The organism is Pontibacter ummariensis, assembly GCF_900188175.1.
Taxonomy (GTDB): Bacteria; Bacteroidota; Bacteroidia; order Cytophagales; family Hymenobacteraceae; genus Pontibacter; species Pontibacter ummariensis.
The window spans coordinates 256,295-280,726 of record NZ_FZOQ01000003.1 but is presented as its reverse complement, the minus strand read 5'-3'; the positions used below and the strand labels follow the sequence as shown (position 1 = coordinate 280,726).

The 24,432-nt window shown below is 48.7% G+C and carries 19 protein-coding genes and 1 pseudogene; 6 read left to right on the top strand and 14 right to left on the bottom strand.

Annotation, left to right across the window (positions count from 1 at the left end):
- Position 1 precedes the first annotated feature (1 nt).
- The 3 genes from porW to uvrC are packed head-to-tail and all read left to right on the top strand — an operon-like array spanning position 2 to position 7,058.
- Positions 2–2,905: a type IX secretion system periplasmic lipoprotein PorW/SprE gene (gene porW, locus CHB92_RS05255; protein WP_089318193.1), complete on the top strand. Its 2,904-nt coding sequence runs from the start codon at positions 2–4 to the stop codon at positions 2,903–2,905.
- A gap of 4 nt (positions 2,906–2,909) precedes the next feature.
- Positions 2,910–5,225, top strand: coding sequence for a penicillin-binding protein 1A (locus tag CHB92_RS05250; protein WP_089318128.1), 2,316 nt, complete (start codon positions 2,910–2,912; stop codon positions 5,223–5,225).
- Between the two features lie 15 nt (positions 5,226–5,240).
- Complete coding sequence (uvrC, locus tag CHB92_RS05245; RefSeq protein WP_089318127.1) at positions 5,241–7,058, top strand: excinuclease ABC subunit UvrC; 1,818 nt, start codon at positions 5,241–5,243, stop codon at positions 7,056–7,058.
- 90 nt (positions 7,059–7,148) lie between these two features.
- On the opposite strand, the gene porN is transcribed toward uvrC, so the two are convergent.
- The 12 genes and pseudogenes from porN to CHB92_RS26430 all read right to left on the bottom strand — a co-directional run.
- Entirely contained in the window at positions 7,149–8,015 is an 867-nt protein-coding gene (gene porN, locus CHB92_RS05240; protein WP_089318126.1) for a type IX secretion system ring subunit PorN/GldN, read from the bottom strand.
- Positions 8,016–8,036: 21 nt separating this feature from the next.
- Complete coding sequence (porM, locus tag CHB92_RS05235) at positions 8,037–9,629, bottom strand: type IX secretion system motor protein PorM/GldM (protein ID WP_089318125.1); 1,593 nt, start codon at positions 9,627–9,629, stop codon at positions 8,037–8,039.
- A 54-nt stretch (positions 9,630–9,683) separates the two neighbouring features.
- Positions 9,684–10,487 carry a type IX secretion system motor protein PorL/GldL gene (gene porL / locus CHB92_RS05230; protein WP_089318124.1) on the bottom strand — a complete coding sequence of 268 codons (804 nt, stop codon included), beginning with the start codon at positions 10,485–10,487 and terminating at the stop codon, positions 9,684–9,686.
- 68 nt (positions 10,488–10,555) lie between these two features.
- On the bottom strand, positions 10,556–11,575 hold the full coding sequence (gene porK, locus CHB92_RS05225; RefSeq protein WP_089318123.1) for a T9SS ring complex lipoprotein PorK/GldK: 1,020 nt from the start codon (positions 11,573–11,575) through the stop codon (positions 10,556–10,558).
- Between the two features lie 229 nt (positions 11,576–11,804).
- Positions 11,805–12,788: a PorP/SprF family type IX secretion system membrane protein gene (locus CHB92_RS05220; protein WP_089318122.1), complete on the bottom strand. Its 984-nt coding sequence runs from the start codon at positions 12,786–12,788 to the stop codon at positions 11,805–11,807.
- 155 nt (positions 12,789–12,943) lie between these two features.
- Complete coding sequence (locus CHB92_RS05215; RefSeq protein WP_089318121.1) at positions 12,944–13,747, bottom strand: uroporphyrinogen-III synthase; 804 nt, start codon at positions 13,745–13,747, stop codon at positions 12,944–12,946.
- 69 nt (positions 13,748–13,816) lie between these two features.
- On the bottom strand, positions 13,817–14,902 hold the full coding sequence (locus tag CHB92_RS05210; RefSeq protein WP_245842296.1) for a DUF4271 domain-containing protein: 1,086 nt from the start codon (positions 14,900–14,902) through the stop codon (positions 13,817–13,819).
- 58 nt (positions 14,903–14,960) lie between these two features.
- Positions 14,961–16,010 carry an MraY family glycosyltransferase gene (locus CHB92_RS05205; RefSeq protein WP_179222959.1) on the bottom strand — a complete coding sequence of 350 codons (1,050 nt, stop codon included), beginning with the start codon at positions 16,008–16,010 and terminating at the stop codon, positions 14,961–14,963.
- A gap of 151 nt (positions 16,011–16,161) precedes the next feature.
- Complete coding sequence (locus tag CHB92_RS05200; protein WP_089318120.1) at positions 16,162–16,566, bottom strand: hypothetical protein; 405 nt, start codon at positions 16,564–16,566, stop codon at positions 16,162–16,164.
- A complete protein-coding gene (gene lipB, locus CHB92_RS05195; protein ID WP_089318119.1) occupies positions 16,550–17,290 on the bottom strand; it encodes a lipoyl(octanoyl) transferase LipB in 741 nt (246 codons plus the stop codon). Before lipB ends, CHB92_RS05200 begins: the two co-directional genes overlap by 17 nt.
- Entirely contained in the window at positions 17,287–17,490 is a 204-nt protein-coding gene (locus tag CHB92_RS05190; protein WP_089318118.1) for an SIS domain-containing protein, read from the bottom strand. The genes lipB and CHB92_RS05190 overlap by 4 nt, the downstream gene beginning before the upstream one ends.
- Positions 17,427–17,660, bottom strand: a pseudogene (locus CHB92_RS26430) (hypothetical protein); the annotation flags it as partial. The gene CHB92_RS05190 and the pseudogene CHB92_RS26430, both read right to left, overlap by 64 nt.
- Positions 17,661–17,892: 232 nt before the next feature.
- Between CHB92_RS26430 and CHB92_RS05185 the strand changes: the two are divergent.
- Positions 17,893–18,255, top strand: coding sequence for a YraN family protein (locus CHB92_RS05185; RefSeq protein ID WP_089318117.1), 363 nt, complete (start codon positions 17,893–17,895; stop codon positions 18,253–18,255).
- Here CHB92_RS05185 and CHB92_RS05180 read toward each other — a convergent pair.
- Together CHB92_RS05180 and htpG are read right to left on the bottom strand one after the other, a co-directional pair.
- Positions 18,252–19,172, bottom strand: coding sequence for a toxin-antitoxin system YwqK family antitoxin (locus tag CHB92_RS05180; RefSeq protein ID WP_089318116.1), 921 nt, complete (start codon positions 19,170–19,172; stop codon positions 18,252–18,254). The two genes, CHB92_RS05185 and CHB92_RS05180, sit on opposite strands and share 4 nt — an antisense overlap.
- A 253-nt stretch (positions 19,173–19,425) precedes the next feature.
- Positions 19,426–21,249 carry a molecular chaperone HtpG gene (htpG, locus tag CHB92_RS05175; RefSeq protein ID WP_089318115.1) on the bottom strand — a complete coding sequence of 608 codons (1,824 nt, stop codon included), beginning with the start codon at positions 21,247–21,249 and terminating at the stop codon, positions 19,426–19,428.
- 255 nt (positions 21,250–21,504) lie between these two features.
- Between htpG and CHB92_RS05170 the strand changes: the two genes are divergently transcribed.
- Together CHB92_RS05170 and CHB92_RS05165 are read left to right on the top strand one after the other, a co-directional pair.
- Complete coding sequence (locus tag CHB92_RS05170; RefSeq protein WP_089318114.1) at positions 21,505–21,828, top strand: hypothetical protein; 324 nt, start codon at positions 21,505–21,507, stop codon at positions 21,826–21,828.
- 159 nt (positions 21,829–21,987) lie between these two features.
- Positions 21,988–24,393: a TonB-dependent receptor gene (locus tag CHB92_RS05165; protein WP_089318113.1), complete on the top strand. Its 2,406-nt coding sequence runs from the start codon at positions 21,988–21,990 to the stop codon at positions 24,391–24,393.
- Positions 24,394–24,432 lie beyond the last annotated feature (39 nt).

The window sequence follows — 24,432 nt, the reverse complement described above, 5'->3', positions numbered from 1 at the left end:
CTTGAACAAGAAACCACTGCACGTACTCTTTCTCCTGACAGGACTACTGCTGGCTGGCTGCTCTGCAGAGCGCAACAACCCGCTTAGCAAAGCTTACCACAATACCACGGCACGCTACAACGGCTATTTTCTGGCCAAGGAGAAGATGCGCCTGGTAGAAGAAGGGCTAAAGGAGAAAACGCAGTATGACTACAACCAGGTACTGCCGATTTACCCGCCTCTCGACTCTCTTACCGCTAAGGCAATGGCTGCTGAGTTGGAGGATATCAAAAAGAAAGCGTCTCACCCCATACAATATCACAAGAACAGTAAGTGGATCGATAACAGCTACATTGTTATCGGAAAGGCTAACTTTTATGAACTGAACTACCAGGAGGCCGTACGCACCTTTAAGTATGTAAACGCCAACAGCAAACAGGCGGCAGACCGGCACGAGGCCCTGGTGTGGCTTATGCGCTCTTTTATACAGCTAGGCGAAATGGAAAACGCGCAGCAGGTGTCTGAGCACCTGCGCAAGGAACGCCTGAACCGGGAGAATGCGCGCGAGCTTTACCTGGCCCGGGCCCAGTACCACTTTTTAGAAGGAGACACAACAAGCCTTATAGAGAACCTCGCCCTGTCGCTTCCCAACTTTGAAAATAGAGATGACCAATCGCGGGCAAGGTTTACCCTGGCCCAGCTCTATCAACTGACAAACCAAAACCAGGAGGCCTACGAGCACTACAGCCAGATACTGGGCAGCAACCCTCCTTACGACCTCGGCTTTTTCAGCAGGCTTTACCTGGGGCAGGTAACAGAGCTATCAGACGCACAGGATAAAGAGCGCATTGAGAAGTACTACGAAAAGCTGTTAAAAGACGAGAAGAACAAGGAGTACCGCGACAAGATCTACTACGAGATGGCGCAGTTCGAGCTCCGGCAGCAGCATTATGATAAAGCGCTGAACCTGTTGCAGCAGTCACTGAAAACACCGGGCACGTTAGCCAACCAAAAAGCTTATAGTTATGTAGCAGCTGGGGAGATCTACTTTGATAAGCTGCACAAATACGACCTCTCAGCCGCTTATTATGATAGTGCCGTGCAGGTATACCCTAAGGGTGCGCGGGAGTATGAGGCGGTGGCCGAGCGCCGTGATGTGTTGGCAGACTTTGCCCTGCAGTACAATACCATCCAAACACAGGATAGCCTGCAGCACATAGCACGTATGCCGGAAACAGAGCGGACCACTTACCTGGAGCAACTGGTACAGCAAGAGGAAGAGGCCCGACAGCAAGCTTTGGCTCTACAGCAAGAAAAACAGGAGCAGGAAAAGCAACAGAACAGGAGTAACAGCCGCAACCAAAACGATAGCGCCTTCCCAACAGAAAGTAGCGCCAATGGGGTGTGGTACTTTGATAACCCGACGGCGATGGCCTCTGCACACGCTGAGTTTGTGCGCCGTTGGGGCGACAGGCCGAATCAGGACTTCTGGCGTACCCGCCGCCGTGGAGAGAGCACAAACGAAGCAGAGGTAGTACGAACTCCTGCCGTAGCCACTATTGAAAAACAGCTTAGCCCAGAAGAGCGGGCGCAAGTTAAACTGCAGGAGTACCTCAAAGCCCTCCCGCTGACAACTGCTGCTATGCTCCGCTCTGAAAAACAGGTCGAGGAAGCCCTATTCAGGCTTGGGAATATCTATGCCCAGCATTTAGCGGATACGGAACGGGGTATCACCACTTACGAAGAGCTGCTAAAGCGATTCCCTAAAACAGAGCATGCGGCAGAGACTTACTATAGCTTGTACTTGCTCTATGGTAAGTCGGGTGATACGGCAAAACAACAGGCTTACTACCAAAACATTAAACAGCAGTTCCCGAACACCACCTTTGCCCGCCTGTTGGATGATGCGGGTTTTATGACCAAAAATGCAGCAGATAATGAAAAGGCGCATGTTCTGTATGATTCGGCCTATGCCCATTACCGGGCACAGGAATACGCTGAAGCCAAAAAGCAGATAGACCAGCTTGTTAGCCAGTACCCTTTAAATGACATCCAGGACAAGGTCGCCTTTCTGGAGGCCCTGCTTATAGCGAGAACCGAAAAGCCGGAAGTGCTGAAAGAGCACCTGCAGCGGTTTAAGGCCAAGTTCAAGGGCAGTTCGCTCCTGCCACAGGCTGACCAGCTTTTAGCAAGCTATCAGGAGTTGGAGCAAACGAACCAACTCCGAAAGGATGCCCCACCGGCTCCTGCACCTAAACTCGTTATTACGGCACAGGCAACGCCAGAGGAAAAAGTTAGCACAGAAATTGCTACTGCTACAGCATCGGTCAGCCATGTACTGCCGCAGACTCCGCCTGCTACCCCAACGGTAAAAGAGCCATTTAAGGAGGAGGCGAAAGCGGTGGCAGCGCAAGCTGAGGCTGCAGCCCCTAAACAAACGGCGATAGAGCCTGATATAAAAGAAGAAGCCGCAGGAGAGCAGACAAAAACGGCGGAGTTAAACTTACAGCCTGATTCCGCATCTACCTCTGCTGTACCCATTATGCCAGATGTAGATGCCCTGGCTTATGAGGCAGCTGTAGATTCTGCTTATTATTTCGTACTGGTTTATCCGTCTGGCGAAGCAGCTTTTAAGGATGTACTGCTGAAGTATGAGAAGTACAATAACACGTATTATAAAAACCAAGGTCTGGCAATTGATTCAGCGTCTTTTTCTGCCGGTAAGTCTATGTTGGTGATGCGCACTTTCACTGATCCGAAGCTGGCACTGTCTTATAACATCAAACAAAAAGCGCCACAGGCCCCTGTGGGTAGGATAAGAGGAGTAGATTTCACTACCTTTGTCATCTCTTCGGCAAATTACCAGAAGTTCTTGCAGAAGAAAGACTTGGACGCTTACCTGACCTTCTTCAAAAACAATTACTAAGTACATGACCACGCGTCAAAAAACCACTAAACCGAAAAATAACCTTTACCCTAAAGTTATTTCGGCTTTATGGCTGCTGTTTGTCGGCGGCTTCGCGGCCTTTATACTTTACCTGTACGCTGTTAGCATCAACTTCCTGAACCTGTTTGGGGAGCTGCCGAACCTGCGTACCCTTGAAAACCCTAAAAGTGAACTGGCCTCTGAACTTTACTCTGCCGACAATGAGCTCCTGGGCAAGTACTTCCGGGAGAACCGAACCCCTGTAGAGTACAGTGACCTGCCGGATAACCTGGTGAATGCCCTTATTGCAACAGAGGATATCCGTTTTGAAGAACACTCCGGCATAGACCCTGAGGCAATGGCTCGCGTGGCAGTTGCACTTGCTGTAGGCCAATCAAGGGGAGGAGGAAGTACCTTAACACAGCAAGTGGCAAAAAACCTTTTCCGTACACGGGGAGAAGAGTTGAACGGTGGCGTCTTGAACGACGTCCCCGGCTTGCGTATCCTTATCCAAAAGACAAAAGAGTGGCTGATGGCCGTAAAGCTAGAGCAGTCTTATACAAAGCGGGAGATACTGGTGATGTACCTGAATATCTTTGAGTATGGCAGCAACGCTTTCGGTATTGAGTCCGCAGCAAAGACTTTCTTCAATAAAAAGCCTAAGGACCTGGAGGTACAGGAATCCGCTGTACTGGTAGGGCTTTTTAAGAACCCTACCTACTATAGCCCAAAGTTTAACCCTGAGAACTCAAGGCGTCGCCGCAACGTGGTTTTGTCGCAGATGGTGAAGTACGGTTACCTGCCGGAAGAGGAATACGAGAAGCTGAAAAACACAGAGATCGCTCTTGATTACCGGGTAGAGAACCAAAACATCGGCCTTGCTCCGTACTTCCGCACCGAAGCGAGTAAGTTCCTGCGCCAGTGGTGCCGCGAGAACGGCTACGACCTTTACGCCGATGGACTGAAAATCTACACCACGATCGACTCCCGGATGCAGCAGTACGCCGAGGAAGCCGTAAAAGAGCACATGAAAGACCGGCAGAAGGCTTTCTTTGAGCACTGGAAAGGGCGCAACCCTTGGGTAGACAACAGTGGAGCAGAGATCAAGGACTTCCCAATGGCTGCCATAAAGCGCACCGAGCGTTACAGAAACCTAAACGAGCGCTTCGACGGCAACGAGGACTCTATTAACTACTATCTCAACAAGAAAGTCCCGATGACCATCTTTACCTGGGACGGGGAGAAAGAGGTAGAGATGAGCCCGATAGACTCGCTGAAGTATTACAAGCACTTCCTGCAGACAGGCTTTATGGCCATGGAGCCCCAAACAGGCCATATTAAGGCTTGGGTGGGTGGTATCAACTACAAGCACTTTAAGTACGACCACGTAAAGCAGGGCGCTCGTCAGCCAGGCTCTACTTTTAAACCATTCCTGTATACCACTGCTATCGAAAATGGCTACTACCCCTGCTATGAGGTAATTGACACGAAAACCTGTATTCCTTTACCTGATGGCAATATGTGGTGCCCAAGTAATGCTGACAATAAGTACAGTGGCGAGAAGTATACCTTGCGCAAAGCCCTTGCTGAGTCCGTGAACTCGATCTCTGCTTTCCTGGTGAATAAGCTTGGGGCAGATAACCTCGCACAAACAGCCAAGCGTATGGGTATCACCACACCCTTAGATGCTACGCCTTCCCTGGCCCTTGGCACCAGCGATGTGACCCTTTATGACATGGTTGGCGCTTATGGTACTTTCGTTAACGGGGGCACCTGGATAGAGCCTAATTTTATTACCCGCATCGAGGACAAGCATGGTAACGTTATTGCAGAGTTTGCCCCCAAGACAGTAGAGGCCCTTAGTGAAGAAACAGCTTACCTCATGGTGCACATGCTCAAAGCTACTGCTGAGCCAGGGGGAACTGCTTATTACGGGCTTCGCTATCGAAATGGCCTGAAGAATGAGATAGGCGCTAAAACCGGTACCACCCAGAACCAATCGGATGCCTGGTTTATGGGGCTTACCCCTAACCTGGTTACCGGCACCTGGGTTGGAGGCGAAGATCGCTCTATCCACTTCCGTACTCTTGCGGAAGGACAGGGAGGGAAGCTAGCCATGCCTATTTATGGTGCTTTTATGCAAAAGGTGTACAACGATAAATCGCTGGATGTTTCAAAAGAGCCTTTCCCTAAACCTTTGGCGCCTTTATCTGTAGAATTAGATTGTGCTAAGTACAACCATGGAATTCAACCGGACTCTACCCAACAGGATGAGTTCCTGAATCTGCCTACTGAGATAGACTTAGACGCGGAGATCTAACAGAAGAAATATTGTATGCCAGCAAATGAAAAGCTGAAGGAGAAGATTTCGCACCTGCCGCACAAACCCGGCATCTATAAGTTTTTTGACGAGAAAGGTATTATTTATGTAGGCAAGGCGGTTGATATCAGGAAGCGCGTCAGCTCCTACTTCAATCGCTCTGCCCAGCATAATAAGAAAACGCTCAAACTAGTGTCTCAGATAAAGGACATCGAGTTCACCATTGTAGACACAGAGGCAGACGCTTTTCTACTCGAGAACAATCTGATTAAGCAGTACCAGCCCAAGTATAACATCCTGCTGAAGGACGGGAAAACCTATCCTTACATTTCCATCTTAAACGAGCGCTTCCCGCGGGTTATCAGTACGCGTAATAAGGTGAATGATGGCTCCCGCTATTTTGGGCCTTATCCGAGCGTGACCACCATGAACGTTTTGCTGGACCTGATTCGTACGCTATACCCACTGCGCACCTGTACTTTTAACCTATCGCCTGAAAATGTTACGGCAGGCAAATTTAAAGTTTGCCTCGAATACCATATTGGTAATTGTAAAGGACCTTGTGAAGCGCTGGTGGATGAGACGGAGTACAACCAGAACATCTCTCAGATAAAGAACATCCTCTCTGGTAACCTATCTGTAGCCAAGAACTACTTTAAAGAGCAAATGGCTGCTGCCGCCGCTAATTATCAGTTTGAGGTAGCGCACCAGTTCAAGCAGAAGCTTGATTTGCTGGACGACTTCCAGGCAAAATCTACCGTGGTTAGTAATACACTTACCAACATCGATGTCTTTACCATTACCAGTAACGATGACTGTGCCTTTATTAACTATTTAAAAGTAATGAATGGCTCCATCATTCTGACACAGTCCCTGGAAATACAGAAGAAGTTGGATGAGGAGGATGCAGATATTCTAGCCTCTATTATCGTACGGCTACGGCAGGAGTTCGAAAGTACTTCTCGGGAGGTAATCACGAATATTGACGTTTCTCTACCTCTAGATAACATTACGATCACACATCCGCAGATAGGAGATAAGAAGAAACTGCTGAATCTTTCGCTGAAGAACGCCCTTTACCTGCGCAAAGAGCGGGAGGGACGCCAGGAAAAAAACAAAGGCCTGAGCGAACAGCGAGAGCTTCGGGTGTTGGAGACATTAAAGAAAGACCTTCGCCTAACAGAGCTGCCTCGTCAGATCGAGTGCTTCGACAATTCCAACTTTCAAGGGGATGTCCCGGTGGCGTCCATGGTGTGCTTCAAAAACGGTAAGCCAAGCAAGAAGGACTACCGCCATTTCAACATAAAGACCGTGGTTGGCCCGAATGACTTTGAGTCGATGTACGAGATTGTGACCCGCCGTTATAAACGGTTGTTGAATGAGAACCAACCACTGCCCCAGTTGATTATCATTGATGGGGGAAAAGGGCAATTAGGAATGGCTGTCAAGGCGCTGAAAGACCTTGACATTTATGGAAAAGTAGCTGTTGTAGGTATTGCTAAAAGACTGGAAGAGATCTTTTATCCAGGAGACTCCCTTCCCCTTTATATTGATAAAAAGTCAGAGTCTCTGAAACTTATTCAACGGCTCAGGAATGAGGCGCACCGCTTTGCAATCACCTTTCATCGAAGTAAACGGGATGCCGGCACGCTTAAAACTGCCCTTACCGATATAAAAGGAATAGGCCCTGCAACAGCCGAAGCTTTATTGTTAAAGCATAAGTCTGTAAAAAAACTAAAAGAACTCTCTTTTGAGGAAATTGCAGGGGAAATAGGCCAGGCAAAAGCTACTGTACTTTATGAGCATCTTCATGCCAACAACCCGGCTGGTTAAGCTTTAGGGAAACGACAGACAAGACAGAAGTAAGGTTAAATAAAAAAGGGGGGCTTTCGCCCCCCTTTTTTATTTAACCTTATTATACGCTTAATAGCTCCAAAGGCTGTACTCATACTCAATCAATGCTTCTGCAGCTTCCTGCGCAGCTAACAAACCTTTTTTCCCACCACCGTAGATGTCTGCCAAAGCTCTGTCTCCAGGATTCGCGATCTTTGTGATATAAGAGCTAAACAACCACAGATCAAAAGCATCAGCCAGGTTTTTATGCTGCGCATTGTTCTGAGTGTTATACCAAACGGCCATTTCTGGGTGGCTTCTGAAAACACGAACCAGATCGCTCATTTTAAAGCTTCCAACGTTTTGCTCAAAACCCAGTGGGTTAAGGGTTGCAGGTACTTTAACGCTAATGGTCTGAATATCATGGTACAGGCGAGAGCGTTTTTTATCAAACACGACGTTCTCCTTTAGCTCCAGAAGGTACAGTTGCTTGGGGAAGTACTCCATGCTTACAGGGGCAGCTTCTGTCTGTACTGCCTCTTCTCCTAAAGCAGCACCCCAGGCATCCAACTCTTCTTCCTCTTCCTCCTGACCAAACCCCGCGGCAATTTCTGCCTCACTTAAGCCCCCTCCAGTATTTTTAGGAGTCATATTAGCAATGAACTCCTCCCTCGTCAAAGGGGTGCTTACGGAGTCATTTTTATAGGCAGTCAATTCTCCACTTTTAACCGCATCGATGATAATCTTTGTGATTTCTCTGTTCGTGGAGAACATGGGGGTGTTCTGCTTCTCGCGGAGGTCAATTTTTCGCCACACGATCTTCTTGAACATAATGTCATGTTCAGGAATAGGTCTTGCAGAAGGACTGCTGGCGGTTGTATTTGACACCTGCTGCGCCATTGCGCCTACAGATAACATCAAACCAGCGGCAACTCCTATAATTTTAACTAATTTCATACTCCTTGTACGCTTCTTAAATTAATTTAACGGAACCGTGAAGTTGTCTTCTACATTAACATCAACCGCATCACCTCTATAGTTCAAGCGCTTCACGTCAAGTACTTCCATAATCACTCGGTCCCCTTTAGTAGCTTTCGCGGCAAAGCTTGTCAGGTTGGCAGATGGCCCGTTCACTTCTTGCTGCGCAATTGGCTGGTTGTTTCTTACCAGGTAAGCCATCCACTTTGTTACTCTGTAACGAGCTTCGTTAGGCAAAGCCTGTTTGAAACCCTCGTCTGGCACAGCCTGAATTTCTACAGCTCTAAAAGAGGCAGCAGGAACACCGCGTTTAAAGTCTAAAGGCTTTCCATTAACAAACGCTACCAGTTCTGGTTTTGGTATCGGACGCACTTTGAAAGTTTCTTTACCGATTGCGTTACCCCCACTGCTTACGTTGATAGTTACCTCTGTCGATGTAGGAATAATGGTTACCTCACCTTTTTTCGAACCTTTGATGGCAGAACCGCCACTGGCGCTAAAGCTTGGATCATAAACAGCTCCTAAAGCCGGAACCTGTATGTTTAGCTCATTGGCTGCCTGGAAGTACAACGCTTGTACTGCCGCTGACTGCACCTGAATAACTGGCTTAGCTACTACATATTCTTCCGTTACAGTAAAGGTGGTATCTTTACCGTTCTGGTTGATTGTTACCTGTCCTTTCCAGGTTTGCTTGGAGTTACCATCAGCATCATAATTAGAGGCTGCGGCTACGAACTCTACTTGTCCCATACCATTTACAACTTTCACAGGCTTGCCCTGGAAGGTCATTTTTGGTACGATGTTGTCAGAAGAGGCAGCAATAAACATGTCTGCCTTATACTTTGTACCGGCAGCCACTGTTTTAGACTCCGCACGGGCCATGGCAAAGATCTTCTCAAACTTGATGATGTCTGCACCAACCTGCTGTGCTAGCTTCTGCAGGGCGTCCGCCTCATACTTCAGCACTTCACTTTCTTTCTGAGAAAGCACTGCCAAAGCAGCGACCATTGGCGTTTCTTCGAAGTTCAGTTCAGCAAAATCCTTTCTTTTTTGCGCCGGATCATTGCTTGCCACTGGATCTTCAGCTCCACTTAGCGCTAACTTATCCGGCATTGCAGGATTGTACTCCTTCAGATACCTCGCATACTCATTCAGTTTCTGCTCTAATTCGTACGCTTTACCATTACGCTTATTGGAAGCACCAATCATGTTGATGGCCACTACATCATTCGATTCCGGATTAACGTAGTGTCCTTCCTCGTTCAAGCCTCCTGTTTCCTTAATCAGCTCTTCGCGTAAGCCACGGATATAGCTAACTATTTCGGAGGTTCTTTCGCGTACTTCCTGTGCATTCTTCAGAACGCGCTGGTCGTTAGCAGAAGGGTTTTTATTTTCTGCGACAGCAGCTTGTATATTAGATACTACCCCGGCGTTATCACTCACTGTCTTCTGATTCACGCTCTGTAAACTTTCGTCTAAGAACTGAAACTTTAACAGGATCGCCGAGCTCACGTTAAGGGCCAGAAGGGCGGTCAGTACGATGTACATCATACCGATCATCTTCTGCCGTGGTGTCTCTTTTCCTCCAGCCATTTCTTACTGTTTAACTGTTGTTTTCTTGTTGATTTTAGAACTATTAGAAAAAGACTAGCTTCTCATCGCCGTTAGCATGTTACCATACACATTGTTAAGGGAGTGCAGGTTCTGCGTTAAGCGGGCTACTTCTTCTTTGAACTGTTCTGTATCCTTGCTGGCATCTGTCAGGTTCTCCATCGCCATGCTCAGGTTACCATAGAACTTGTTCATTGCTTTCAGATGGTTGTTTGTGTCCTGCAGTTCAGCCTCGTAAACAGCATTAAGGGCACCCAGGTTCCTTGTCATGCTCTGTACCTGGCCATGGTATTCCTGAGCGTCTTTCGTAGAGACAGCCAGTTGTGAGATAGCATCAGCTGTTGTAGCGTATGCTTTGTTTATTTCACCTAACTGATCCGCTGCGGCTCTAACTTTAACAGTATAGTCGTTTGTGGCTACTACTGCTTTCCCCATATCGGTCATTTGAGCAGCTGTTTCGCTTAGTCTGTTAAGTCCCAATCCGAGGCTGTTAATTGTCTCAGGCGTGATGTCCGCATTACGCATCATTTCATCCAGTTTGCCTGTAACAGAAGGGCCTGAAGCGGCAGTTGCTCTGGCTGGCACAAGGGCTTCACCTGTATAGTCATCTGCCAACTGCGGATAAACCCTCGCCCAATCCGGATCATGTGGTTGTGGTTGGAAAGCACTCAGGAAGAAGATAATCGCTTCTGTACTAAGACCTATGATAAGCATGGTGTCTGCTCCGTCCCAGTGCTGAATTTTAAACAACGCACCCACGATTACGACAGCTGCACCGATACCATAAATCTTAGGCATCAACACGTCGTATAAAAAACTGCGGCCTTTAGCTTTGCTCATTGTGATTTGGTTAAGAATGTGAACGATTAAATAAGGTTAAAGGAGTTAGGGAGTTTTAAAGTATAGGATTATCTAAACTCATTGCCAGATGACCGGCCCAGGTAGAACATAACATTGCGGAAACCAATGTATGACCTGGCAGAATCCTGAAATTCAAAGTTACGGGTACCTGTCTCCAGGAAGTAAGCTATATCCTTCCATGAACCGCCCCTTACTACTTTACGCGGCTCGCTTGGATCATTGTATACCGGGTTCAAGTCCCACACGATCGGAACTGCGGCTTCTGCATAAGCATCCTCGCACCACTCGGCAACGTTACCAGCCATGTCATACAGGCCAAAGTCGTTCGGGAAGAACTGTGCTACCGGTGCCGTATAAGTAAAGCCATCGCTGTAGTAATCTCCACGCCCTGGCTTGAAGTTAGCCAGCAAGCAGCCTTTAGCATTACGCAGGTAAGGACCACCCCAAGGGTAAACAGACATATCGCGGCCACCTCTGGCAGCATACTCCCATTCTGCTTCTGAAGGCAAACGGAACGCTGGCATTGGTGCGATCCCCTCCTCAGCATTCGCCTGGTTCTTTAGCTTTGTACGCCACTCGCTAAAATACTTAGCAGCCCACCAGTCTACACCCACTACCGGATAATCATCAAAGGCTGGATGAGAAAAGTAATATTCCATCAGAGGGTCTCCCATGTGGTAAGAATAGTCCTTCACCCACACCGTAGTGTCAGGATACAAGCTAGTCATCACATACTCTTCGCCAAGCACGTCCAGTGAGTCCTGCATCATGACTTCAATGAACTGGCGATACTCATTATTGGTAATCTCAGTCTCATCCATGTAAAAGCCGCTAATGGTCACCTGTTTGTTCAGGTTGGCCATAGACGCAGCAATATCCTGATCAGCCTGTCCCATATGGAAAGTACCGCCAGGGCAAGCGACCATGCCGTAAGGAATAGCTTGCGGGTTATACTCTGGACGGTCGATAGCACCGACTAGATCTCCCTGCGGTCCTCGTCTTAACCCACAGCTCGCAAGCAGCACCACCGCCATGGCGAAGGAAGACAGCTTTAATAGTTTGTTCATGATGACTGTAAAAAGTAAAATTTTCTGTTACGTATTTTAGCACACTTTTACAAGTGTAGCAAATATATAAGAATAAAAAGCAAATTAAAAAACAATTCTTTCCAACAGCATTTTATAATTTCTGAACGCGGTAAGCTGCTGATTATTATAAGAATAAATAATTAATTTTTTAGGCAATACTGCCGGAGCAGATAGCCTTTCAGTACAATATTGTACCACCCGGTTCTGTCTACCGCGGAAAGTAGTATCGGGGAGTTCTAACTGGAGGTTTAAACCTAATGATTGGCTCTGGTAAACGGTAACTAAGCATTACCTCATGCGAGGTAGCAGCTTTTGCTGCTTCTTGGAAAGTTGTCAGATCCAGCGCATACCCAACTCGCAGTGCATTGTCCTCTAGCAGAGACACTCCCACAAGCGCACTAACAGCTTCTTCATATCTATAATTCACTCCTGCCCAATATTTTTCCAAATAAGTAACGCGTCCGCCTACATCAAACGAGAAAGTCTCCGTGTCATGCTTTAGCAGCACCGTTGGCGTTAGGGTAATATCGGTTGTAAGCGGCAGGTGGTACCCTGCAGTAACATAAATGTGATTTTCACCTAAAAGGATTCCTCTTCCAGAATAGGTTGTATCGGGGAACTCATACAGAGCAGACTCAAAGGCGTACTCGGCCTGCAAAAGGTTCGTTACACCGCCACCTCCGTAGAACGTCTCCGACTCGTACCAAATGCCTGCCCCTATATCAAACTTTGTGTCGGAACTGTTAAGAGGCACGTTAGGGTCACCTACGTCTATGACCCGGTAGCTCCCTTTCTTGATGTTGTTGATGTTACCCTGTACCCCCAGACCCAGCCTGCCTGTCTCCCCTATGTTGACATGGTAAGAGTAAGAAAGGGCGGCAGACAGAACAGTAGTGTTGGCGATCCTGTCCCGCATCAGGCTAAGCCCTACTCCCCCGTGCAGCAAGCGAACAGGAGTGTGGGCTGCCAGGAAAAGCGTTTGTGGTGAACCACCGTCGTCAAAGGTTGCATCGTACCCAAGCCACTGGTACCGGTAAATAGAAAGAAACTCCGGACGATTTGTAATACCGGCATAGGCAGGACTAATCTGTATGCCGTTAAATCCATAATGGGTGAATTGTGGCTGCTGCTGTCCTTGGGCATAGGTTCCCCACAGCAACATCAGCAACAACACAGGCAGTAACTTTTTCATAGATCGCGAACAGGTGGCAAGGAAGGCTCCAGAAAAGGGCACTCTTTCCAAATATAGCTATTAAACGCTAAAACGCAAATGCTAGCCTGCACCGGGCAGCACTTGCGTTTGCGTTTTAGTAATATGGAAAACAGGAATAAAAGTTACATTTGCAACTACTTTTTTAAATGTTGCATCTGGTTCTGAATGTACACCTCAATGGCCCCGGTCATAGAAGGAGCATTAGGCATAGGCGCTTCAATATCCAGCTCCAACCCTGCATCGCGCACAGCCTTGGCCGTAGTAGGTCCAAAAGCAGCAATCCGGGTGTTGTTTTGCTTGAACTCCGGGAAGTTGATAAACAACGAGCTGATACCAGACGGGCTAAAGAAGGCAATAATATCATACGTCACGTCATCCAGGTCGGACAGGTCAGCAGCCACCGTCTTATAGATGATAGCCTCTGTGTGCTTGATCTTGTTTGCCTTCAGGAACTCCGGAATATCGTCCTTCCGAATGTTAGAGCACGGGAACAGGAACTTCTCTCCCTTGTGCTTTTTAATTACCTCGAACAGGTCTTTCGCTGTTTTCTCGCCCACAAACAACTTGCGCTTACGCAAGGTGATGTACTTCTGCAGGTAATAAGCTGTTTGATCTGAAATACAGAAGTACTTCATGTCTGCCGGCATCTCAATTTTGCTCTCCTGGCAGATCCTGAAGAAGTGATCTACCGCGTTGCGGCTAGTAAAGATAACAGCCGTATGCGCCAGAATGTCCACCTTGTCTTTACGAAACTCTTTGTAAGGGACAGGCTCTACCTCGATAAAAGCCCTAAAGTCAACCTTGATGTCATACTTCTCTGCAATAGACAAGTACGGGGAGTTGTCTGTAGTAGGCTGTGGTTGCGTAACCAGAATACTCTTGATCGGGATCTTATGTCTCTCAGGGTTCGCAGAGCCCTTTGCTTTGCTTTCAGCCATGTTTAATAGATGCGGTTATTAACGTTTCACCTGCTGCAATACTGCCAGCACTGCTCCCTGTTTGTGCTTTTAAAAGTTAAAGACAATCAGTTTTAGCATTATCGCCAGCGGAATTACTTCTGTGGCGCAAAGGTATGAAAATAAATGCAAATTTAGTACTGATGCCTTTTTATTTACCGTTGTGAACACCCGCAGAAGGGTGATAACCAACACAAACGAAACGGCCAGGCTGGACACCAACAGCACCATTTCCGGCAGCATGGCGTTGAGCGACAGGTAGAGCAGCATGACCAATGGCAGAAATATTCCCAGAAATAGTATAGATCTTATAAACTCGCGGTACTGCACCTGCACGAGTTGCTCTAGTCCATAAATGAAAGCCATTACCTTCAGGAAAAGGTACTTTAACAGGATAACGACAAAGATGAGCAGGGTATAGAAGAGTATTTTGGTGGTAATGTCTGCCTCAGAAACCGGAAACAAACGGTTGAAAAGCTTAATCTGCTGCACATTCGTATGGATGGCGGCTATTAGCAGCGCCAACGAAAGCGAAAAGGCCAGCACAAACAGAATGCTGGAAAGTGCCCCTATTGGTTTAGCGAGTAGCCCTTCATCCAGCGAGTTTTTGCCTATAAACGAATTTACCCTAAAAAGGCTGCTGAAGTCGGCCGGATAGTTCACCCGGAGGGCGCCGTATAAAAGGCCAATAAGCAGCATAAAGATGATAAACGTGTTTTGATTGACGTACTCCCGCACCTGTACTGCCACTGGCCGCTCACCGGGTTCACGCACAGTAGCTGTTTCACGTGGTTGGTTCCGGAAGGAGCCAACATTTGGCTGCTGCGTCGGATGCCAAACAGAGAGGAGGTACTTCCCCTCTACAGGCTCCGCTTTCTGCGTAAACCGGTTCAGGTCTAAGGTATAATTGGCAGCGGAATCCGCTTTAAAAATTAGCTGGTTGTTCAGGAAGAGGCAGAGCCCACTGGGCGCTGCAAAGCCCACCTCAAAGGGTTGCGCCTGTGTAACAGACAGCCATTGGTGTAGTGCATGGTGGTCTGTGTGCAGGCCTGCTATAAATGGCACTAACTGAGAGCCGTCCTCTTTCTTTACCAGCCAGTCTCCTGTAAGCGTATTTTTCTGTTCTAGGGGCAGCACTTGCCCCCTTACAGGCAGCACCCTGAAGCCAAAGCAGACAAGAAGAAAAAGGGGAATACTAAACTTTAGAAACGACTTGAGCACTACGCAATCTATTAAACTCTAGTAAAGCACTAAGGATGGCAGAGAAAACCAGTAAAACCAACAATATGTAGTGATTACCCCATTCTCCGAAGCCCAAAACAAATAGAATAGCCAATGTGTTAACTGACCCCAACACAAGCACAGTGGTTACCTGACCTAATCCCATGGCGGTTAGCCGGTGATGCACATGATTTTTATCAGGGGCAAAAGGAGACTTCCCGCTCATAGCCCTAATGAGCATAACCCGAACAGTGTCGAACAAAGGCACAAACAAGACGCCCAGCGCTACAGAGGGCGTTGCGGGCACTGCCCGCATTTCTATGAACTGGATCGCCAGCACAGACAGAATAAAACCGCACAGAAGAGAGCCAGTGTCCCCCATAAAAATGGTGGCTTTATGGAAATTATACCGTAAAAAACCGAGTACGCCACCTATCAGGCAAAAAGCGACGGACGCATAACTACTGTAAGCGGTTCCCCCATAAAAGAAGAAGCATAATCCAAACGTAAAAGAAGCAATCAGCACAATAGTTCCGGCAAGACCATCCAGGCCATCGATCAAATTAATAGCATTGGTTATGCCAACAATTACGAAGAAGGTAAAGGCATAGCTAGCTCCTAATTCCAGCTCCCAGAGCCCAAAAATACCCTGAAAACTTGTGATGCGAATATCGCCCATGAACATGACAATGCCCGTGGCCAGCACTTGCACTGCAAACTTCTTTAGTGCCGATATGGTAATCATATCGTCCTTCAAGCCGATAAAGAACAGGATAATACAACCAGCCAACAACTGCTGCACCCCATTATTAAGACCTGTAAAGATGGTGAGTGCAGACATAAAGCCAGCAAACATAGCCATTCCTCCTAAGCGGGGAGTCGACTCCCCGTGCATGGTTCTCAAATTTGGCTTGTCCAGTATGTTCTTGAGATGTGCTACCCGGATAATGGATGGGACAGCAAACACAGCAATGAGAAAAGCCCAGCTAGAGGCAAGTACAAGGGGTAGAATTCTCTGCTCCATAAGCTCAAGGGTGAAGTAAAGGAAAGCTGCTCCTGTTAAGACTAACAAAAGTACCGAACACCTTTATGGTCAGCAACAAACAAATATAAATATACAAGCTTTTAGACTAAAAGGGCTCTTTCGCTTTACAAAAGCTGCAATACACTGAGTTTCAGGAATGCAACACGCCACGCATTTGCAGCATGCCTATCTCTATCAGGTTTTCCTCTACCACAGAATCAGGCACAAACACAAACTTCTTGTCGTATATCTTCCTGTCAACGTAATAGCTTACCCAATACTCGTTGTTGATATGAAATATAGCAGAGTCTATAGGCTCGATCTGTACAAAGCTCTTCTCTGATACCTGCTCGAACATATGCCGCAGCACAGAAGTCTTCACTTCTTCGCCATCTACTATACCATAACCCTTTGAAGTTACCAGCACGTTCTCAATAGGTAAGGGATTCGTATTAAGCAGGTACACGTTCCAGACGTCCTCTCCGGTGTCACCTGCGCTTCTGGCAATGGCGACGGAAACTCCCTCTACCTGGTCAAAATTAATATCCTTCTTCATGCGTTGCTGTTGTAACTGTAGCTCCAAACAATGCTGCTAAATGCTTAAGCAGTTTTTCCTCTACCTCTGCGAGGGGTACTTCATGCCCCAGCTCTTTCGCTAGGGATGTCACCTGCTTGTCCGAGATGCCACAGGGCACGATGTTATTGAAGTAACCCAAGTCTGTGTTAACGTTAAAGGCAAAACCGTGCATGGTTACCCAGCGGCTGCACTTTACGCCCATCGCACAGATCTTTCTTGGGTTTTGCTGCTGCTCGTGATCAAGCCAAACCCCTGTAAGCCCTTCTATACGGCCAGATGCTATGCCATACTCTTGCAGGGTCAGGATGATAGCCTCCTCCAGAAAGCGCAGGTACTTGTGGATGTCTGTAAAGAAGTTCTCCAGATCCAGTATAGGATAACCTACGAGTTGCCCTGGCCCATGGTAGGTAATGTCGCCACCACGGTTGATCTTGTAATAGGTAGCTTCTTTTTCCTTCAGCCCCTCCTTGTTGAGGAGCAGATGCTCTTCGTGCCCACTCTTACCCAAGGTGTATACGTGCGGGTGAGAGCAGAAAAGGAGGTAATTAGGCGTTGGCCGCTGTGCCCCCGGAGCAGCTTGTCGGTTCTGCACCTTTAAGTCCAGGATGCTGGTAAACAGCTTGTCCTGGTAGTCCCAGGCTTCTTTGTAGTCTATCAACCCCAGGTGTTCGAATTGTATCTCGGTATTCTTTTGCACGTTTATGCTTTAGAAAGCGCAGCTTTCAGGTAGTTAATATTTTTCTCTTGTGTCGGATCCACCCCGTTGGACTCTGACAGAGACCCAGACTCCCAGTCGGACAGGTGAACGAGGTATAGGACCTGCTCCAGAAAGGTAACATCTACGGTCTCAATCTCCAAAATGTCCTGTACTTTTTGCTCGAAAATAGTCTTGCATAAGTCCATACGCAAGCGCGTACACTCCTGCCATAGGAGAACTTGCTAGTAAGAACAATAACTTGCTTAAATAGTTTCTCGGGGCATAGCCAGACCGCCATTACGTTATGCCCCATCTCCGGAAAGACATTCTCATGCGCCAGTTGCTTTATACTTTCATTTTGCTGCTGCTGCTGATGCCGTGCAGCAACCTATTTAATAAGGGCACCAGCATACAGGGGCGGTAACTCTCCTTAAACACCCGCTACCACAACATTTTAGAAGGCCGGCCCCGTAAAAGGGACGGGGGCTTTTTCGCTGTTTCAATAGCGTGGCGCAGCTGCCGTACAAAGTCCCCAACCAATTACTTCATGGTCAGCTTACGTTGCTTGTTCTAAACTCATCTTTGCTTTATGCAAAGCATCAAACAAATTGGCATCTCAACCTAACTCCCACCTTCAGACCGGACAAGCCGGAGAGAATCGGGCTGCTGCTTACCTACAGCAACAAGGCTATACTATTTTAGAACGAAACTACAGGTACAAACGGGCAGAGGTAGACATCATAGCGCGAAGAGAAGACCTGCTCATTTTTGTGGAAGTTAAAACAAGGGCCACTGACAGGTACGGATACCCGGAAGCAGCAGTCAGCACGAAGAAAGAGGAGCTGTTGCTCTCTGCTGCAGACGCATTCATACGCGAGACAGGCTGGCAACACGAAGCAAGGTTCGACATAGTCGCCATTACGCTCACCACACCACCTTCGATTCATCACATAGAGGACGCCTTTTACTAACGCTGGGCCTGTGAGCGTTTATCCAACTTATCCTTCTCGAAGATCGTGGTGCCGTGCCGGTCATACTCCTTTACGAGATAGGGTTCGAAGGGCTTTTCATAAATGGTTTCGGGGTACTGGTATTCATAGTGGCGACGCCCTCTGAAATCATAGTAGTTAATCCAGATACCAACTTTTCGCCCCTTGTCATACTTGCCGGACCACTGCACCTGCCCGTTTTCGTAGAAGCGGTAATACATCCCCTGCACCTCGCCGTACTCGTAAGGAATCACCTCTTTTATTTTCTTGCCTGCCCCATCGTAGTAGGTCACCACAGCATCGCGCGGAAAGCCCTTTTCATAGTGCTTCTTGTCTGCCAGTGTACCCTCCTCATCACGGCGGTACTTTTCCCAGCGCAGGTGCTTCGTGCCCACATAAAAGTACCCTTCTTCCACCACTTGCCCGTCAATCTTCTTTACGTAGGGGCCATGCAACACTTTATAGCGGTCCGGGTCTTTCTCATCGCTGCCTGAGCGGTGCAGCACTTTCTTTTTGGTATCGTAAAAGTACTTCTGAGGGGCGTATGGGTTAGGCGCCTCATACTCGGGTAGGTAGCTAAACGTCTCCAGTTCTTCCCGGGCACGCCCGCCTGACCGGATAAAACCCCGCTTCACCTTGTAACCCAGGAAGTAGCGTTTGTTCCGCTTTTTCTTTCGTTTATTGTCCTGCTCTACCTCCTCCCGCTCCATCGGTGTCTTTACCTCCACAGTAGGTTGTGCAGTATCTGCTGAGGCCAAGGCATCTTCCTTGGCCCCGTCTTTGAGGCGTGCCTGGTTTAGGTTATAGTCGCTGTTCCACTTCGGTTTGCCACAGCCCCCCAAGGTGAGCAACCAAAGGCCTGCCAGCAGAGCAAAAACAAATCGAAGAGGGTACCTCATTTAATCTTGTGCGACTTAGTTTCAAACAATTCATTACTAGTTGCCGACTATCCCAACAAAAGACACCGACAAACCAAGCAATCAGCTAATAAGTGTAACGTAAAGATGTGCATAAATCATATAAGCACCAACACGCTAATTGCACCCTATAACTACACACCAGGTTGCTTAGTTTCATCCAGGCGGGCAGCAAAACAAAAGGCAGCCCCACCAGGAGGCTGCCTTTTAACTGTAGGTATAATAAATAGAGGTGTTATTCTTTTGTCATCAGCTCAAAGCTACGCTTCACAAAGGTGGTCAGCGCGGCGCCGGAGAGCATGTTCTGCGACAACAATGCCAGGTCGAAAGCCTGACGGGCAACAGTGGCCTTGCTTTCGCCCGCATTTAGCACCCGCTGGTTCAAGGGGTGGTTCGCGTTGATCGTCACGTTATACGTGTCCGGCATGTCGCCCATGAACATCATACCGCCACCGCCAGTACGGTTCATGTCCTTCATACGGCGCATGAATTCTGGCAGCGTGATCACCACTGGCGCATCGTCCGGCGACATCGGTGTTACTTCCACCGTCATGTTCTTGTTGTTGATGGCCTGCTCGTACACGCCCTTCAGCTCCTCCTTCTCTTTGTCGCTCAGCACGCTTTCCTTGGTCTCGTCGCGCTCGATCAGCTTATCGACGGTCTCAGAATCCACGCGCTTCAGGGTCGTTTTCTCCAGTTTCTGCTCCAGTAAGCCGATAAAGTGGCTGTCGATCATAGAGTCCAGCTTCAGCACGTCATAGCCACGGTTCTGAGCAGCCTCCACAAAGGCATGCTGCTTATCAGCATCCGTCGTGTATAGCATTACCAACTGCTCGTTCTTGTTCGTCTGGTTTGCCTGCACCAGTGCTTTGTACTCTTCTATGGTGTAGTACTTGCCCTCGGTATTCTGCAGTAGCGCAAAGTCCTTGGCTCTTTCATAGAACTTGTCGTCGGAGAGCATGCCATATTTCACGAATACGTTCACATCGTCCCAGTTCTTCTCAAATGTCTCGCGGTCTTTTTTGAAGATCTCGTTCAGCTTATCGGCTACCTTCTTGGTGATGTAGGTGTTGATCTTCTTCACGCTGGAGTCTGCCTGTAGGAAAGAGCGGCTTACGTTCAGCGGAATGTCCGGCGAGTCGATGATGCCGTGCAATAGCATCAGGAACTCCGGCACTACGTCCTTCACCTCATCAGTGATGAACACCTGGCGGGAGTAGAGCTGTATCTTGTTACGCTGTAGCTCAAACTCGTTCTTGATTTTAGGGAAGTAGAGGATACCCGTCAGGTTGAAAGGATAGTCTACGTTCAGGTGAATCCAGAAAAGCGGCGGCTCTGAGAAAGGATAAAGCTCTTTATAGAAGTTCTTGTAGTCCTCGTCTGTCAGGTCGGAGGGCTGCTTTGTCCAGATCGGGTTCGGGTTATTGATCACCTCACCCTCGAACTCCACTGGCACGGGCAGAAATTTGCAGTACTTGTCTAGGATGTTGCGAATGCGCGCTGTTTCGAGGAATTCGTCCGAGTCCTGGGCGATGTGCAGGATTACGTCGGTGCCCCGGTCTTCTTTCTGGGCGTCGGTAATGGCAAACTCCGTGCTGCCGTCGCAGGTCCAGCGGGCAGCTTCTGCCCCCTCCTGATACGACTTGGTCACAATGTCCACACGGTCGGCCACCATAAAGGCAGAGTAGAAGCCCAAACCGAACTGACCGATGATCTGGTCCTTGTTCTCACCGGCATCCTTGAAACGCTCCACAAACTCAGAAGCGCCGGAAAAAGCGATTTGGTTGATGTACTTCTTGATCTCCTCGGCTGTCATACCGATGCCGTTGTCTGAAATGGTAATGGTGCGGTCATCTTTGTTCACGGCTACCTTTACCTTCAGTTCGCCCAGGTCGCCCTTGTACTCACCAACAGCAGCCAAGCGCTTTATCTTCTGGGTGGCATCAACGGCATTACTCACCAACTCACGCAGGAAAATCTCGTGGTCAGAGTATAAAAACTTCTTGATGATCGGGAAAATATTCTCGGTGTGGATCGAAATATTACCTCTTTCTTCCATGTTTATACTTTATGATTTAGAAAATTTTAGAATCGACTGGATACTTCTGCCAAAGGGCTTTCAAATCCTGTTCCACTCTGGCAGCGGCAGGCATAAAGTGACAGGTTGTCAGAAAAGCCGTAGGATAAAATTTAAGAGTGGCTGCAAACGGCAGAAAAGCGGCAGGAGAAGCAGGCAAGGTTCTTGTACGGGCCTCTCCGGCCTAAAAGGCAACTTGAAGAATTTATCGTACCTTTGCTAAAGCTCTAGTTTAAAGTGCAGCGCTATCTAACCTATATCGCCCTCATCCTGCTCCTGCTTTTTTGCAGGGCGATGGTACCTGATGCCCTGCTGTCAGAGCTTCACCCACACACGCACACAGCTCACCCCGAACATACCGACTCCAACAAGGCACAGGTAGGGATGAAGCACAAGCACTGCCCGGTAGAGGACGTCTTCAACATTCCGTTCCTGGGCAGCAGCACGAGTATTTGGTTTAAGCCGGTGGTGCACGCCTCCGTGTATAACGGCACTTATAGTAGTAGCTGGCATAGCCTTTCTGTTTCTTTTCAGCCTCCCCGGGGCCCTCCCTTCCTCTAGTTTTAGTCTACGAGATGTTCCTGCCGCCACAGTAAAGCTTCACTTGTGGCAGGGCGCTGTTTTATCTTCCGTCTTTTGTTCATCTTCCTCTTTCGGGTGGGTGGCCATAAAGGCCTGGCTGTTGCTTTATAGCAGCCTTATATCACTAAAACTATCCTTGTGTTTAACTTAAGATACACTTCCAAGGCACTGTCACTGGTGCTGTTTCTCGGTACAGCCGTGTGGCAGCCGCTGCAGGCGCAGACCGAACCGGCTCCTGTTCCTGATTCAGAAGCTGGCGGCGTGCAGGACTGTGGCCTGACCTTGTCCGGTAAAGTACTGGACCATGACAACCGAACTCCCCTGGTAGGTGCTACCGTGTATGTTCCGCAGCTGAAAAAAGCTGCTGTGGCAGACGAGTACGGGAACTACCATTTTCACCACCTGTGCCAGGGCACTTATACCCTTCAGGTAACCTATGTAGGCTATGCCCCGGAAAGCTTCCCCCTCCGGCTCAGCTCCTCTACAGTAAGAGACTTACCCTTACATGTGGACGCGACTACGCTTGGTACGGTAGAAATTACGGGCGCGCACCTGCAAGAGCATGCACAGTCGTCACAAACACTGTCGGGCCAGGAACTGGAAGCAACACGCGGCCTTTCGCTGGCAGAGTCACTGAAAGGAATCGCAGGGGTAACGACGCTACAGACGGGGCCCACCATAGCGAAGCCTGTGATCCACGGCATGCACAGCAACAGGATACTGCTCCTGAACAATGGTGTGCGGCAGGAGGGGCAACAGTGGGGCTCAGAGCATGCTCCGGAAATAGACCCTTTTGTTGCCAGCCAGCTAACGGTGGTAAAGGGGGCCGCTGGAGTCCGCTATGGCTCTGATGCGATTGGAGGGGTTGTTCTGGTAGAGCCCAAATCACTGAGAAGAGAACCAGGCCTGGGGGGTGAACTGAGCCTATTGGGCAGCACGAACAACCGGCAGCTGGCCGCTTCGGCCATGTTGGAGGGGAATGTCTCCAAACTGCCGCCTCTGAGCTGGCGCCTGCAGGGCACTTTCAAGAAAACTGGTAACGCCAGAACGCCAGACTATTACCTGGATAACACCGGCTTTGAGGAACGCAGCTTCTCGGCAGCACTTGGCTATACAAAGAAAAAGTACGGAGCAGAGCTTTTTTACAGCCAGTTTAATACAGAACTGGGCATACTTGCCGGGTCTCATATTGGCAATCTCACCGACCTAAACTATGCCATTGCCCGTGGCAGGCCCGTTGGCGCCGAAGAGGTGGAGTTTACCTACGACATAGACCGCCCTTACCAGGATGTACAGCATGACCTGCTAAAAGCGAAAGGCTACCTGCAAACAGGCAACGCAGGGAACCTGGAGTTTGTCTATGGCTGGCAGAACAACATCCGGCAAGAGTATGATTTACATGGCAACCAGTCTACCCCCGCACTACAGCTTAACCTGAACACGCACACTGCGGAGCTCGTGTGGGAGCACGCTCCTGTTGGCAACTTCTCCGGCATGGTGGGTTTGAGCAGTATCTACCAGAAGAACACCTGGGATTACTCCTCCTTTCTGCCCTATTATACCAGCACCACTGCAGGCGCTTTTGCCATTGAAAAGTGGCGCAAAGACAGGCTACAGGTAGAAGCGGGCATACGCTACGACTATAAGAACCTGCTGGTGCAGAAATGGGAGACGAATCCCAGCACGAAGGAAAAGTACCTTGATGAACCGGAGTACGACTTTAACAACGTATCAGGCACTTTAGGGGCCTTGTACGACGTAGGCTATCATCTTACCTTCGGTCTTAGTGCTACCTCAGCCTGGCGTGCCCCGAGTGCCAACGAGCTTTTCAGCGATGGCATCCACCACAGCGCAGCCTCTTACGAGATAGGGGACCCGAATCTGAACCCGGAGCAAGCCTATAACTTTGAGGCCTCTGTGAACTACTTCGGCAATGCCCGCCTGAACGGGGAGCTAAGCTTGTACTACAACTTTATAGACGACTACATTTTTGTGGCACCGCTCCCGGAGCCGGTCCTTACCATCCGCGGTGCTTTCCCAGCTTTTAAATACAGGCAGACAGACGCCACTCTTAAAGGAGTTGACCTGAGCTTGTCGTACCATTTTCTCCCGAACCTGGCCTTTAGCGCCAAGGCAGCCATCGTACGGGCACGAAACACGGAGACAGATGACCACCTGATCAACATACCGGCGGACAGGCTCAGCAGCAGCCTGCGTTATGAACTTGGAGGCTTAGGCAGCGCAGGACGCTTCTCAGGGGCATATGTTTCGTTAGGGGGCACCTACGTGGCAGAGCAAACGCGGGTACCTACTAAGACTGTGGAAGACTTTGCCCCAGCGCCAGATGCCTACTTCCTGCTCCAGGCAGAGGCGGGCACTACGGTACACCTGGGTAAGCAGCCACTTGAGGTAGGCCTTACGGGCAACAACCTGCTTAACAGCTCGTATCGGAGTTATCTGAACCGTTTTCGTTATTTTGCTGCTGAAACCGGCCGCCTGATCATGTTCCGGGTAAAAATCCCGTTGGCCTTTAACAGGCCCTAACCATATCGTTTATCATAGAATTACCGTATTGTTGTATCA